The organism is Burkholderia ubonensis (assembly GCF_001718695.1).
Lineage (GTDB): Bacteria > Pseudomonadota > Gammaproteobacteria > Burkholderiales > Burkholderiaceae > Burkholderia > Burkholderia ubonensis_B.
Genome location: NZ_CP013420.1, coordinates 1650525 through 1663631, shown reverse-complemented (window position 1 = coordinate 1663631; position 13107 = coordinate 1650525). Strand labels below are relative to the sequence as shown.

Below are 13107 nucleotides of genomic sequence, written 5' to 3'. Positions count from 1 at the left end.
GCCCGCGAGCGCGGGCCGCCGTCCTCGCTCAGACCTTCAGCAATCCCTTCTTCTCGATGAACGCGACGACGTCCGCGACGCCGTCGAGCGCCTTCAGGTTCGTCATCACGTACGGCCGTTCGCCGCGCATCTTCGTCGTGTCGGACGCCATCACGTCGAGGTTCGCGCCGACGAGCGGCGCGAGGTCGGTCTTGTTGATCACGAGCAGGTCCGACTTCGTGATGCCCGGCCCGCCCTTGCGCGGGATCTTCTCGCCGCCCGCGACGTCGATCACGTAGATCGTCAGGTCCGACAGCTCGGGGCTGAACGTCGCCGCGAGATTGTCGCCGCCGGACTCGATGAACACGATGTCCGCGTCCGGAAAGCGCGCGAGCATCCGGTCGACCGCTTCGAGGTTGATCGACGCGTCCTCGCGGATCGCGGTGTGCGGGCAGCCGCCCGTCTCGACGCCCATGATCCGTTCCTCGGGCAGCGCGCCTGCGACCGTCAGCAGGCGCTGGTCTTCCTTCGTATAGATGTCGTTGGTGATCGCGACGAGGTCGTAGGTGTCGCGCATCGCCTTGCACAGCATTTCGAGCAGCGTGGTCTTGCCGGAGCCGACCGGGCCGCCGATGCCGACGCGCAGCGGCGGCAGCTTCTTCGTGCGGCGGGCGGACGGGGAATAGGGTGCGTTCATGGCGGAGGCGTGTGGGTCAGGAGCGGAACAGCCGCGAATACTGGGTCTCGTGCCGCGCGGACAGGATGCCGAGCTGCGGCGCGAACGTGTTGATCCGGTCGGGCGGCGTCGCGAGCGCGCGCCGCACGGCCGCGTCGATCGCGCCGCGCAGCGCGACGATGATTTTCTGGCCGGCGAGCTGGCCGAGCGGCACCGCCTTCAGCGCGGCGGACGTCTGGTTCTCGACCCAGCCGAACGCATATGCGGCGAGCGTCGCGTCGGCGCGCGCGCCGTGTGCCGCCGCCGCATACGCGAACGCGGTCGGCAGCGCGATCGGCGTGATCGCCGCAAGCGTTTCGCGGCGCGCGGCGTCGCCCCATCCGAGCGACGTGCACAGCTGCGCGAGCGACCAGCCCATCTGTTCGGTCTCGCGGCGCAGTTCCGCCGATTCGCGGCTCGCGACGAACCATGCGTTTTCGCGGGCGAGCGCGTCGGCGTCGTGCACATGCCAGCGCGCGAGCTGGTGCGCGAGAAACGGCAGCTCGCCGTGCGCGAGCACGTCGGCCAGGCCGCTCGCGATCCAGTCGCGCGCGCCGTCGGCGTCGCGGATCAGGTTCGCGTCGAGCGCCGCCTCGAGTCCCTGCGAATAGCTGAACGCGCCGATCGGTAGCGCGGGCGACGCGAGGTGCAGCAGCGCGACGAGTTCAGTGGTGTTCATGGCCGTGGCCGTGCGTGCATCCGGGGCCGTGCTGGTGATCGTGATCGTGCGAATGCGAATGGCCGTGGTGCTCGCAGAACACCTGCTGCGCGAGCGCATAGTCTTCCGCGAAGGTCGCGTCGTGGCCGTGCCGGTGTCCGCCGCCGTATGCGCCGGCTTCCGGCTGGAACGGCGCGTCGACCTGCTCGACCTGCGTGCCGAGCCGGCGCAGCATGTCCGCGAGCACGGGATCGGCTTCGAGCAACAGGTAGCCGTCGCCGATCTCGACCGGCGTATGGCGGTTGCCGAGGTGGTAGGCGGCGCGCATCAGCGTCAGCGGATCGGCCGCGCGCACGCGCAGCACGGTTTCAGGCGCGGCGGCGACGCGCACGAGCGCGCCGTCGTCGGCGACGAGCACGTCGCCGTCGCGCAGCACGGTGCCGCGCGGCAGCACGAGCGCGACGTCTTCGCCGGTGTCGAGCGTGGCTGCGAGGCGGCTCTTGCAGCGGGCATCGTAGGCGAGCGTGAGCGTCGGCGCGCGCGCGACGAGCGACGCGGCAAGCTTCACGTTCGGGGCAATGCGTTTGTCGAGGGTGCGCATGGATCGGAAATCGTCAGAACAGGAAATAGCGCTGCGCCATCGGCAGCACCGCGGCCGGCTCGCAGGTGAGGAGCTGGCCGTCGGCGATCACGTCGTAGGTTTCCGGATCGACGCTGATCGCGGGCCGCCACGCGTTGTGGATCATGTCGGCCTTCGTCACGTTGCGGCAGTTGCGCACCGGCACGATGCGCTTCGCGAGCCCGTAGCGTTCGGCGATGCCCGCGTCGGCCGCCATCTGCGACACGAACGTCAGCGACGTGCGCGCGAGCGCGCCGCCGCGCGTCGCGAACATCTCGCGGTAGTGGACGGGCTGCGGCGTCGGGATCGATGCGTTCGGGTCGCCCATCTGCGCCACCGCGATCATTCCGCCCTTCAGGATCATCGCCGGCTTGATGCCGAAGAACGCCGGCTCCCACAGCACGAGGTCCGCCCACTTGCCGGGCTCGATCGAGCCGACCTCGTGCGCGATGCCGTGCGTGAGCGCCGGGTTGATCGTGTACTTCGCGACGTAGCGCTTCGCGCGGAAGTTGTCGTGTCGCGCGCTGTCCTCGGGCAGCGCACCGCGCTGCACCTTCATCTTGTGCGCGGTCTGCCAGGTGCGGATGATCACCTCGCCGACGCGGCCCATCGCCTGCGAGTCGGACGACAGCATCGACAGCGCGCCGAGGTCGTGCAGGATGTCCTCGGCCGCGATCGTCTCGCGGCGAATGCGCGATTCGGCGAACGCGAGATCCTCGGCGATCGACGGATCGAGGTGATGGCACACCATCAGCATGTCGAGGTGCTCGTCGAGCGTGTTGATCGTGTACGGGCGCGTCGGGTTGGTCGACGACGGCAGCACGTTCGCCTCGCCGCACACCTTCAGGATGTCGGGCGCATGGCCGCCGCCCGCGCCTTCGGTGTGATACGTATGGATCGTGCGGCCCTTGAACGCGGCGACCGTCGATTCGACGAAGCCGGCTTCGTTCAGCGTGTCGGTGTGGATCGCGACCTGCGTGTCGGTGTCGTCCGCGACCGACAGGCAGTTGTCGATCGCGGCGGGCGTCGTGCCCCAGTCCTCGTGCAGCTTCAGCCCGATCGCGCCGGCGGCGATCTGCTCGACGAGCGGCTGCGGCAGGCTCGCGTTGCCCTTGCCGAGAAAGCCGAGGTTGATCGGCCAGCCGTCGGCGGCCTGCAGCATCCGCTCCATGTGCCACGGGCCCGGCGTGCAGGTGGTCGCGTTGGTGCCGGTCGCGGGCCCCGTGCCGCCACCGAGCATCGTCGTCACGCCGGACGCGAGCGCCTCGTCGATCTGCTGCGGGCTGATGAAGTGGATGTGCGTGTCGATGCCGCCCGCGGTCACGATCAGCCCTTCGCCGGCGATCACTTCGGTCGCAGCTCCAATCGCGATCGTCACGCCCGGCTGGATGTCAGGATTGCCGGCCTTGCCGATCGCGGCGATGCGGCCGTGCTTGATCGCGATGTCGGCCTTCACGATGCCCCAGTGATCGAGGATCACCGCGTTCGTGATCACCGTATCGGGCACGTCGGCGGCGACGCGCTGCGACTGGCCCATCCCGTCGCGGATCACCTTCCCGCCGCCGAACTTCACTTCCTCGCCGTAGATCGTGAAGTCGCGTTCGATCTCGATCAGCAGCTCGGTATCGGCGAGACGGATGCGGTCGCCCGTCGTCGGCCCGAACATCTCCGCATACGCGCGGCGGCTCAAGCGTAGTGTCATGTCGTCCGTAGTCCTGAAGCGGGGCGCTCAGAGCGGCCCCATCACCTTGCCTTGAAAACCGTAGACGGCACGGTCGCCCGCGAGCTCGACGAGCTCGACCGTGCGCGTCTGGCCCGGCTCGAAGCGCACCGCGGTGCCGGCCGCGATGTTGAGCCGGAAGCCGCGCGCGGCCGCGCGGTCGAACGACAGCGCGTCGTTGACTTCGTGGAAGTGGTAGTGCGAGCCGACCTGCACCGGGCGGTCGCCGGTGTTCGCGACCGTCAGCGTGAGCGTCGCGCGGCCCGCGTTCAGTTCGTGCTCGCCGTCGTCGGTGAGGATTTCGCCGGGAATCATTCGGAGTGCCTCACGGAATCGGATGGTGGACGGTGACGAGCTTCGTGCCGTCGGGGAAGGTCGCTTCGACCTGGATGTCGGGGATCATCTCGGGCACGCCGTCCATCACGTCGTCGCGCGTGAGCAGCGTGGTGCCGTAGTGCATCACCTCGGCGACGGTCCTGCCGTCGCGGGCGGCTTCCATCAGCGCGGCGGTGATGAACGCGACCGCTTCCGGATAGTTGAGCTTGAGGCCGCGCGCACGGCGGCGCTCGGCCAGCAGCGCTGCCGTGAAGATCAGCAGCTTGTCTTTTTCGCGGGGAGTCAGTTTCATGAAGGCAAGCGTTCAGGAAAACGTAATTGTTGTCGATGCACGGGAGGCCGGCATGCTCGCGGCTCATCGTAGCACCGCGCCGTTTTCCGGGTGGCATGTATTGCTTATGTAATCAGCAAGGTGCGTGCCATGCCGCGAGCCCGCCGGCGATGCATCGATGCGCGCTCGTGGTGCGCGATGCATGAAACGGGGGCGCGTCAGATGGGGCGTTGCGTCGGATTGGTGCGTGCGCTCAGGTTTGCCAGAGGCGCAGCGGACGTGCGTCGACGCGATGCACAATCGGGCGCAGCGCGAGCCAGCAGTCAGTGAAATGGCGTTGCAGCGCCTCCATCGACGTCGCGAGCGCGCGCACGAGCACGACGCCCGGGCTCACGCAGGTCGCGCCTGCGCGCAAGGTATCGTCGAACGGCATCCGCTCGGCGAGCGATTCCGCGAGCGCGGCGTCGCACGCGGCGCCGATCGCCCACAGCGTGCCGTAGACCGGGAAGCCCGCGAGCGCCTGCGGCGCGCCGCGCAGCGCGTCGCCGGCGTCGAGCAGCGCGCGCTCGGTCCACAGCGGCCGGCCGGCGGCGTCGACGATGGCCGACGTCGACGCGACGCGGCCCGTCGTCCATGCTTCGCCGGCCGCCTGCCGGCCGAGCTGCGTCGCGTCCCAGCCGAGCGCGCTCGCGCCCGCGCCGAGCGTCAGCGTGAAGGCGAGCGACGCGTGCGCCGCGTCGAAGAGCAGGTTGTTCTGCGGCAGCCAGTCGAGCTTCGCGTTCTCGCCGAGCACGATGCCGATGCGCTGCGTCGCGTCGAGGCCGTTCGACTTGTACCACTTGGTCGCGCCGGGCGTCGTCAGCACCGCGTGCGCACCGTTGCCGAGTGCGATGTCGAGGTCGAGCCGGTCGCCGCCCGCGACGCCGCCCGGCGGATGGACGATCACCGCGTGGCAGATCGCGCCGCCTTCCGGATACAGCGGCCGCTGCACGCGCAGCGGGCCTTCGTGCAGGCGGTGGACGAGCGTCGTGCGCGCGCCGTGCCGCTCGAAGCCGAGTTCGAGACGGGCGCGCCATGACTTGGCGACGGCGGGGCGGGACAGCGACACGTGGGAATCGGGGGCGGACATCGGCGGGAAGCTGGGACAGGCGGACGAAACGACGATGCTAACGCAACAATATGCGCTTGGGCGGCGCGGGTTGTCGGTTGCTGCTCGCCGTCGCCTGCCGCCGCCGCCATTACACGGCGATCAACTCCCGCACGCCATTGCTTTCCATGTCCCGCGCTTCCCCGCCCGCGACGATCTCGCCGCGGCTCATCACCCAGTAATGGTCGGCGATCGAGCGCGCGAAGTCGTAGTACTGCTCGACGAGCAGCACCGTCATCTTCGTTTCGTCGACGAGCTGGCGCAGCGTGCGGCCGATGTCCTGGATGATCGACGGCTGGATCCCTTCGGTCGGCTCGTCGAGGATCAGCAACTGCGGTTCGCTCATCAGCGCGCGGCCGATCGCGAGCTGCTGCTGCTGGCCGCCCGACAGGTCGCCGCCGCGCCGCGCGCGCATGTCCTTCAGCACCGGAAACAGGTCGTAGATGCGCTCCGGCACCTTCGACGGCGCTTTCCGGCTCGCGGCGCCGACGAGCAGGTTTTCCTCGACGGTGAGCCGCGGAAAGATGTCGCGGCCCTGCGGCACGTAGGCCAGCCCGGCCGCGACGCGCGCGTACGGCGGCAGCGCGCCGAGCGGCGCGCCGCGCCACGCCACCGTGCCGCTCTTCGCGGCGACGACGCCCATCAGGCAGCGCAGCAGCGTCGTCTTGCCGACGCCGTTGCGGCCGAGCAGCACGGTCAGCTTGCCGTCGTCGGCGGAAAGCGTCACATTGCGCAGGATATGGCTGCCGCCGTAATACTGGTTCAGCGAGTCGATCTTCAGCATCGCGTCATCGTCCGAGATAAGACTCGATCACCGCGTCGTCGCGCTTGACCTGATCGAGCGTGCCGTGCGCGAGCACCGCGCCTTCGGCCATCACCGTCACGCGGCCCGCGTCACCCGCGAGCGCCGCGACGAATTCCATGTCGTGCTCGACGACCATCATCGAGCAGGTGCCGCGCAGCGTGTTCAGCAGGTCCGCGAGCTCCATCGTTTCGTGATCGGTCATGCCCGCCGCGGGCTCGTCGAGCAGCAGCAGCGCGGGGCGCTGCATCAGCAGCATGCCGATCTCGAGCCGCTGCTTCTGCCCGTGCGACAGCTCGCCGGCCGCGCGGAACGCGTGCGCTTCGAGGCCGATCAGCGCGAGCGTCTCCTCGATCTTCGCCTGCGCGGCCTTGTCGAGCCGCGCGCGCAGCGACGCGAGCCAGCCCTTGTCGGTCTGCATCGCGAGCTCGAGGTTTTCCCATACCGGGTGCTGCTCGAACACCGTCGGCTTCTGGAATTTGCGGCCGATCCCCGCGCGCGCGATTTCCGGCTCGCTCATCCGCGCGAGGTCGAGCGTCTGGCCGAGAAACACCTTGCCCGCGTCGGGACGCGTCTTGCCGGTGATCACGTCCATCATCGTCGTCTTGCCCGCGCCGTTCGGGCCGATCACGCAGCGCAGCTCGCCGGCGTCGATCGACAGCGACAGTTTCTTCAGCGCACGGAAGCCGTCGAAGCTCACTTCGATATCCTCGAGATAAAGGATCGTGCCGTGCGACGTGTCGATGCCGGGCGTCACGACGCGCCCCATCGACGCCGTGCCGCTGACCGCGAGCAGCTCGTCCTCGCTCGGCGGCGCGAACTGGTAGAGGGCGGTTCCGTTCATGCGCGCTTCCCCTTCGCGATGGCGGCTTCGACGAGACCCATGATCCCGCGCGGCAGCAGCAGCGGCACGAGCACGAAGATCAGGCCGAGGAAGAACAGCCAGTATTCGGCGAAATACGCGGTGAAAAAGCTCTTCGCGCCGTTCACCGCGAACGCGCCGACGATCGGCCCGATCAGCGTGCCGCGTCCGCCGACGGCGACCCAGATCGCCATCTCGATCGAATTGCCCGGCGACATCTCGCCGGGGTTGATGATGCCGACCTGCGGCACGTACAACGCGCCTGCGATGCCGCACAGCACGGCCGATACGGTCCACACGAACAGCTTGTACGCGAGCGGGCTGTAGCCGAGGAACATCAGCCGCGTCTCGCCGTCGCGCACCGCGGTGACGACGCGGCCGAGCTTGCTCGTGACGATCGCGCGCGCGGCGACGAACGCGAGCACGAGCGCAGCGAAGGTCAGCAGGAACAGCACCGTGCGCGTGCCGGGCGACGTTACGGGGAAGCCCGCGATGCGCTTGAAGTCGGTGAAGCCGTTGTTGCCGCCGAAGCCGGTCTCGTTGCGGTAGAACAGCAGCATCGCCGCAAACGTCAGCGCCTGCGTGATGATCGACAGGTACACGCCCTTCACGCGCGAGCGGAACGTGAAGAAGCCGAACACCCATGCGAGCGCCGCGGGCGCGAGCACGACCAGCAGCAGCGCGACCGCGAGATGCTGCGTGCCGCTCCAGTACCACGGCAGCTGGTGCCAGTCGAGGAACACCATGAAGTCGGGCAGGTCGCTGCCGTACTTGCCGTCGCGGCCGATCTCGCGCATCAGGTACATGCCGATCGCATAGCCGCCGAGCGCGAAGAACAGGCCGTGGCCGAGACTCAGGATGCCGCAGTAGCCCCACACGAGATCGAGCGCGAGCGCGGCGATCGCGTAGCACATCAGCTTGCCGGCGAGCGTCATCGCATACGCGGACAGGTGGAACGCGCTCGACTCGGGCGCGACGAGCGCGGCGAGCGGCACGCCGACGCCGATCGCGACGCACAGCACCATGAGCGCGAGCCATGCGCGGCGCGACAGCAGCGCGGGGCGGGGCGGCAGGCCGAGCGCGAAGCCGGCCTGCACGCGCGCGGCGGCGGGCGGCGCGGCCGCGGCGGACGCGTTCGGCAACGAATCGGTAAACGCAGTCATCTTATGCCTCCGCGCTGCGTCCCTTCAGGGCGAACATGCCCTGCGGACGTTTCTGGATGAACAGCACGATCATCACGAGCACCGCGATCTTCGCGAGCACCGCGCCCCAGAACGGCTCGATCGCCTTGCTGACGAGGCCGAGCCCGAAGCCGCCGAGCACGGTGCCGGCGATCTGCCCGACGCCGCCGAGCACGACGGCCATGAACGAATCGATGATGTAGTTCTGGCCGAGATCCGGGCCGACGTTGCCGATCTGCGACAGCGCGCAGCCGCCGAGGCCCGCGATGCCCGCGCCGAACGCGAACGCATACGCGTCGACGCGCGCGGTCTTCACGCCGACGCACGCGGCCATCCGGCGGTTCTGCGTGACCGCGCGCACGAACAGGCCGAGCCGCGTTTTCGTCAGCACGGCCCATGCGACGAACACCACCGCGAGCGCGAACGCGAGGATCACGAGCCGGTTGTACGGCAGGATCAGGTTCTGCATCACGGTCACGCCGCCGCTCATCCACGACGGGTTCACGACCTGCACGTTCTGCGCGCCGAACAGCATCCGCATCGCCTGGATCAGGATCAGGCTCACGCCGAAGGTCGCGAGCAGCGTCTCGAGCGGGCGGCCGTACAGGTGCCGCAGCACGAGCCGCTCCAGCACGATGCCGACCAGCGCGGCCGCGGCGAACGACGCGGGCACCGCGACGAGCGGATACCAGTCGAACGCGGCCGGCGCGAAGCGCTGCACCAGCGTCTGCACGACGTAGGTCGCATACGCGCCGATCATCAGGAATTCGCCGTGCGCCATGTTGATCACGCCGATCAGGCCGTAGGTGATCGCGAGGCCGAGCGCCGCGAGCAGCAGCACGCTGCCGAGCGACAGGCCCGCGAACACGGTGCCTGCGATCTCGCCGCGGCGCTGCAATGCGTGCAGCGCGTCGAGCCCCTGCTGCGCGGCGTCGCGCACGCGCGCGTCGGGTTCCGCGAAGCTGCCGTCGGCGTTCTTCGCGACGAGCGGGCGCAACTGCTCGATCATGTCGAGATCGCTGCGCGCGGCGACGAGCCGCACCGCGTCGAGACGCTTCGCCGGATCGGCATCGTGCAGCGCGGCGATCGCCCACAGCGCGTCGAGACGGCGCTTCAGCGACGGGTCGGTCTCGTTCGCGCGGGCGCGGTCGATCATCGGCTTCAGCGCGGGATCGGGCGACTTCAGCAGCGCGTCGATCGCGTCGCGGCGCGCCGCGACGTCCGGCGACGCGAGCGCGCGGCCCGACAGCGCGGCGGCGATCTTCGTGCGCAGCAGATTGTTGAGCATCACTGGCTGCGCGTCGCCGGGCTGCGCGGCGGCTTGCGTCAGCGCGTCGTGCGCGGCGTCGCCGGTCTGGATCAGGATGCGGCCGTCGCCGGTCGCGAGCGCGTCGCCGGACGACAGCGCATCGAGCAGCGTCACGGCGTGCGGATCGGGGTCGGAGGCGAGCCGTTCGATCGCGGCAGTCTTCGCGTCGAAGTCGTCGCCGGCGAGCGCGGCGGTGTCGGCGGCCGTCAGCGCGAAGGCCGTGCGCGGCGCGGCGCCGGCGAGGGCGGTGCACGCAACGAGCGCGACGGCGGCGCGGCGGAGGAGTGTGGGCATCGGGAAGTCCTGGCAGACGTGGGGAAGAGGTCTCGTACGGCGATGCCGGGGCGTCGACGGGCGCGGTGACGGTTCGCGACTGCGCTCGCGGCTGAAGCCGGCGTGCTGCGACGGCGAACCGCCGCGACCGGGAGCGCCACGCGTTCGCGCGGCGCCCCGTGCCGCATCAGGCCAGCGCCGCGCGCTGCCGGCGCAGGAACGCCGGAATCGAGCTGACGACGTCCGGCTTGCCCTGGTTGCCCGCGATGAACGGGCTCCACGGCTGCGCGCGAATCGCGGTCTTGGTCTTCCACACGACGTTGAACTGCCCGTCGCCGCGGATCTCGCCGATCATCACCGGCTTGTGCAGGTGATGGTTGCCGTCCATCGTCAGCGTGAAGCCGGACGGCGCGGTGACGCTCTGGCCGATCATCGCGATGCGCACCTTGTCGACGTCGGTGCTCTTCGCCTTCTCGACCGCCTGCTTCCACATGTGGATGCCGACGAGGGTCGCTTCCATCGGGTCGTTGGTCACGCGCTTCGCGCCGCCGGGCAGGTTGTTCGCCTTCACCCACGCGGCGAACTGCTCCTTGAATTTCGTGTTCGACGGGTTCTTCACCGACATGAAGTAGTTCCACGCGGCGAGATGCCCGACGAGCGGCTTCGTGTCGATCCCGCGCAGCTCTTCCTCGCCGACCGAGAACGCGACGACCGGCACGTCGGTTGCCTTGATCCCCTGGTTGCCGAGCTCCTTGTAGAACGGCACGTTCGAGTCGCCGTTGATCGTCGAGATCACGGTCGTCTTGCCGCCTTGCGAGAAGTTCTTGATGTTCGCGACGATGGTCTGGTAATCGCTGTGGCCGAACGGCGTGTAGACCTCCTGAATGTCGGCCTCCTTCACGCCCTTCGATTTGAGGAACGCACGCAGGATCTTGTTGGTCGTGCGCGGATACACGTAGTCGGTGCCGAGCAGGAAGAAGCGCTTCGCGCCGCCGCCTTCCGCGCTCATCAGGTACTCGACCGCGGGAATCGCCTGCTGGTTCGGCGCGGCGCCCGTATAGAACACGTTGCGCGACATTTCCTCGCCCTCGTACTGCACCGGATAGTAGAGCAGGCCGTTCAGCTCCTCGAACACGGGCAGCACCGACTTGCGCGACACCGAGGTCCAGCAGCCGAACACGCACGCGACCTTGTCCTGCGTGAGGAGCTGCCGCGCCTTCTCCGCGAACAGCGGCCAGTTCGACGCGGGATCGACGACGACCGGCTCGAGCTTGCGGCCCAGTACGCCGCCGCTCTTGTTGATGTCGGCGATCGTCATCAGCGCGGTGTCCTTCAGCGACGTCTCGGAGATCGCCATCGTGCCGGACAGCGAATGCAGGATGCCGACCTTGATCGGGCCGCTGCCCGCATCGGCCGCGCGGGCGAACGGGCTCTTGCCCGCGAGCGCGAGCGCGCCGGCCATCGATCCGAACTTCAACAGACTGCGACGTTTCATCGAGTTTCCCCTGACGTGTTGGATGTGTGTGCGCCGTGGACGGCGCCGGCATCCGTGTAACGCAAGGCATGTGCCAGTCGTGTCGATGCACGCCCGGCGTGCCGTTACGGCGCGATGCGGGGCGTCGGTGCGGTGCGCGTGGCGCGTCGTGCGGCATCGGCGATCCGTCGCGGTGCGCTCGGGCGGGCGGAAATGGTGCATCCGCGTGCGGGCGCACGCATCACGTGCGCTCGGACGGGGCGGGACGGGGCAGGAGAGGGCGCGACAGGCGACGATAGGGCGGCAACCGTCGGCGGAAATGAAACGGGCGCGCAATGCGCGCCCGTTCGGCGAATCGGTGCGACCGCGGCGAGCGGTCGGCGTGGCGGCGCATGACGCGCCGCGCGGAAGGTCAGTACCGCGGCACGGCCGGATCGACGTCGCGCGACCACGCGTCGATCCCGCCCTGCAGGTTGTAGAGCTTCGTGAAGCCGCGCGATTCGAGGAACATCGCGACCTGCGCGCTGCGCATCCCGTGATGGCACACGCAGACGATCTCCGCTTCGTCGTCCAGCTCCTCGCTGCGCGCGGGAATCTGCTGCATCGGGATCGACACGCTGCCCGCGATCTGCGCGGTCGCGATTTCCCACGGCTCGCGCACGTCGAGCACGACGGGCGCGGGGCGGGTCTTGTCGGCGAGCCAGTCCGCGAGCATCGCGGGCGTCAGGATCTGCATGATGGAGCTCAGAACTTGAAGCGCGACGGTTCGATCGCGTTGACGAGGTGGTCGACGTAGGTTTCGAACACGTCGGCGACGCGATACTGCGTGTCGTCGATGCGCGTGATGACCTGCGCCTTCATCACCGGACGGCCGCCGACGAACGCCGACAGGCGGCCGCCGACCTTGAGCTGCTCGAGCATCTCCTGCGGCACGACGGGCAGGCCGCCCGCGACGCAGATCACGTCGTACGGCGCCTTCGCCGGCCAGCCGCGCGAGCCGTCGCCGAGCGCGACTTCGACGTTCGTCACGCCGTTGTTGCGCAGGTTGTCTTCCGCGAGCTTCGCGACCACCGGATCGATGTCGATGGCCGTCACGTGCTGCGCGCGCGCCGCGAACAGCGCGGCCAGGTAACCCGAGCCCGCGCCGATCAGCAGCACGTTCTCGTGCTTCTTCACCGCGAGCTCCTGCAGCACGCGCGCCTCGACGCGCGGGAACAGCATCTTGTGACCGCCCGGCAGCGGCAGCTCGAGATCGGCGAATGCCAGGTCGCGGTATGCGGCCGGGACGAAATTCTCACGCTTGACGATCGACAGCAGGCCCAGAACTTCCAGATCCAGGACGTCCCACGGACGGATCTGCTGTTCGATCATGTTGAAACGCGCTTGTTCGATATTCATGGTGGTCATGCAGCCTGGTCGGCTATCAGCGGGGATAGAGAAACTTTTCGATTGTACCAAACCGGGTGGCCGGCCAGCCTTCGGAAGCCCTGCAATGCAGCTTATCGCTTGCTGTTCTTGATCTGCGCCTCGAACGCGAGGTCGAGCTTGCTGGCCTTGCGCGGTTTTTTGGGGCCAAGGTCGTCGACGAACTTGACGAATTCGTCGAGCGGCAGCGGCTCGCAGCGCTTTTCGGCGGCGCCACTCGAGCGGTCGACGAGGTAGAACAGGCCGCCGGGCATCGCGACCGCCGCGAGGTGCGGGTTGCCGGAGCGGGTTTTCAGGCGTTCGACCGCGTGGGTCGCCTTGGTGGTGCGCATGGTG

General features: G+C 68.9%; 15 protein-coding genes. All 15 read right to left on the bottom strand.

Annotation, left to right across the window (positions count from 1 at the left end):
• Window positions 1-28: 28 nt before the first annotated feature.
• Window positions 29-676, bottom strand: a complete 648-nt coding sequence (gene ureG, locus WJ35_RS07590; RefSeq protein ID WP_010091600.1) for an urease accessory protein UreG — start codon at window positions 674-676, stop codon at window positions 29-31.
• Between the two features lie 16 nt (window positions 677-692).
• Window positions 693-1373, bottom strand: coding sequence for an urease accessory protein UreF (locus tag WJ35_RS07585; RefSeq protein WP_060231498.1), 681 nt, complete (start codon window positions 1371-1373; stop codon window positions 693-695).
• Window positions 1360-1953, bottom strand: a complete 594-nt coding sequence (gene ureE, locus WJ35_RS07580; protein WP_060231497.1) for an urease accessory protein UreE — start codon at window positions 1951-1953, stop codon at window positions 1360-1362. Before ureE ends, WJ35_RS07585 begins: the two co-directional genes overlap by 14 nt.
• Window positions 1954-1966: 13 nt before the next feature.
• The gene (gene ureC / locus WJ35_RS07575) at window positions 1967-3673 is read right to left on the bottom strand and encodes an urease subunit alpha (RefSeq protein WP_060231496.1); all 1707 of its coding nucleotides are present in this window, start codon (window positions 3671-3673) and stop codon (window positions 1967-1969) included.
• 27 nt (window positions 3674-3700) lie between these two features.
• A complete protein-coding gene (locus tag WJ35_RS07570; RefSeq protein WP_010091604.1) occupies window positions 3701-4006 on the bottom strand; it encodes an urease subunit beta in 306 nt (101 codons plus the stop codon).
• 10 nt (window positions 4007-4016) lie between these two features.
• A complete protein-coding gene (locus WJ35_RS07565; protein ID WP_006491064.1) occupies window positions 4017-4319 on the bottom strand; it encodes an urease subunit gamma in 303 nt (100 codons plus the stop codon).
• A gap of 232 nt (window positions 4320-4551) precedes the next feature.
• On the bottom strand, window positions 4552-5427 hold the full coding sequence (locus WJ35_RS07560; protein ID WP_069238986.1) for an urease accessory protein UreD: 876 nt from the start codon (window positions 5425-5427) through the stop codon (window positions 4552-4554).
• A gap of 109 nt (window positions 5428-5536) precedes the next feature.
• Window positions 5537-6229, bottom strand: coding sequence for an urea ABC transporter ATP-binding subunit UrtE (urtE, locus tag WJ35_RS07555; protein ID WP_059632170.1), 693 nt, complete (start codon window positions 6227-6229; stop codon window positions 5537-5539).
• A gap of 4 nt (window positions 6230-6233) precedes the next feature.
• Complete coding sequence (gene urtD / locus WJ35_RS07550; protein WP_059631031.1) at window positions 6234-7091, bottom strand: urea ABC transporter ATP-binding protein UrtD; 858 nt, start codon at window positions 7089-7091, stop codon at window positions 6234-6236.
• The gene (gene urtC / locus WJ35_RS07545; protein WP_060231493.1) at window positions 7088-8272 is read right to left on the bottom strand and encodes an urea ABC transporter permease subunit UrtC; all 1185 of its coding nucleotides are present in this window, start codon (window positions 8270-8272) and stop codon (window positions 7088-7090) included. The genes urtD and urtC overlap by 4 nt, the downstream gene beginning before the upstream one ends.
• Before the next feature lies 1 nt (window position 8273).
• Complete coding sequence (gene urtB, locus WJ35_RS07540; protein ID WP_060231492.1) at window positions 8274-9893, bottom strand: urea ABC transporter permease subunit UrtB; 1620 nt, start codon at window positions 9891-9893, stop codon at window positions 8274-8276.
• Between the two features lie 166 nt (window positions 9894-10059).
• The gene (urtA, locus tag WJ35_RS07535; protein ID WP_060231491.1) at window positions 10060-11367 is read right to left on the bottom strand and encodes an urea ABC transporter substrate-binding protein; all 1308 of its coding nucleotides are present in this window, start codon (window positions 11365-11367) and stop codon (window positions 10060-10062) included.
• A gap of 391 nt (window positions 11368-11758) precedes the next feature.
• Window positions 11759-12082 (bottom strand): rhodanese-like domain-containing protein, encoded by a 324-nt coding sequence (locus WJ35_RS07530; protein ID WP_010091617.1) that lies wholly within the window; start codon window positions 12080-12082, stop codon window positions 11759-11761.
• Window positions 12083-12090: 8 nt separating this feature from the next.
• Entirely contained in the window at window positions 12091-12744 is a 654-nt protein-coding gene (locus tag WJ35_RS07525; RefSeq protein ID WP_060231489.1) for a protein-L-isoaspartate O-methyltransferase family protein, read from the bottom strand.
• Between the two features lie 101 nt (window positions 12745-12845).
• Window positions 12846-13103 carry a hypothetical protein gene (locus WJ35_RS07520; protein WP_060231488.1) on the bottom strand — a complete coding sequence of 86 codons (258 nt, stop codon included), beginning with the start codon at window positions 13101-13103 and terminating at the stop codon, window positions 12846-12848.
• Between the last annotated feature and the right edge of the window lie 4 nt (window positions 13104-13107).

Coding starts and splice junctions, on each gene's coding strand:
- urtD (WP_059631031.1), bottom strand. CDS start 7,091: ATGAACGGAACCGCCCTCTACCAGTTCGCGCCGCCGAGCGAGGACGAG.
- ureE (WP_060231497.1), bottom strand. CDS start 1,953: ATGCGCACCCTCGACAAACGCATTGCCCCGAACGTGAAGCTTGCCGCG.
- ureG (WP_010091600.1), bottom strand. CDS start 676: ATGAACGCACCCTATTCCCCGTCCGCCCGCCGCACGAAGAAGCTGCCG.
- WJ35_RS07570 (WP_010091604.1), bottom strand. CDS start 4,006: ATGATTCCCGGCGAAATCCTCACCGACGACGGCGAGCACGAACTGAAC.
- WJ35_RS07560 (WP_069238986.1), bottom strand. CDS start 5,427: ATGTCCGCCCCCGATTCCCACGTGTCGCTGTCCCGCCCCGCCGTCGCC.
- WJ35_RS07525 (WP_060231489.1), bottom strand. CDS start 12,744: ATGAATATCGAACAAGCGCGTTTCAACATGATCGAACAGCAGATCCGT.
- urtC (WP_060231493.1), bottom strand. CDS start 8,272: ATGACTGCGTTTACCGATTCGTTGCCGAACGCGTCCGCCGCGGCCGCG.
- WJ35_RS07585 (WP_060231498.1), bottom strand. CDS start 1,373: ATGAACACCACTGAACTCGTCGCGCTGCTGCACCTCGCGTCGCCCGCG.
- WJ35_RS07520 (WP_060231488.1), bottom strand. CDS start 13,103: ATGCGCACCACCAAGGCGACCCACGCGGTCGAACGCCTGAAAACCCGC.
- WJ35_RS07530 (WP_010091617.1), bottom strand. CDS start 12,082: ATGCAGATCCTGACGCCCGCGATGCTCGCGGACTGGCTCGCCGACAAG.
- urtB (WP_060231492.1), bottom strand. CDS start 9,893: ATGCCCACACTCCTCCGCCGCGCCGCCGTCGCGCTCGTTGCGTGCACC.
- urtA (WP_060231491.1), bottom strand. CDS start 11,367: ATGAAACGTCGCAGTCTGTTGAAGTTCGGATCGATGGCCGGCGCGCTC.
- urtE (WP_059632170.1), bottom strand. CDS start 6,229: ATGCTGAAGATCGACTCGCTGAACCAGTATTACGGCGGCAGCCATATC.
- ureC (WP_060231496.1), bottom strand. CDS start 3,673: ATGACACTACGCTTGAGCCGCCGCGCGTATGCGGAGATGTTCGGGCCG.
- WJ35_RS07565 (WP_006491064.1), bottom strand. CDS start 4,319: ATGAAACTGACTCCCCGCGAAAAAGACAAGCTGCTGATCTTCACGGCA.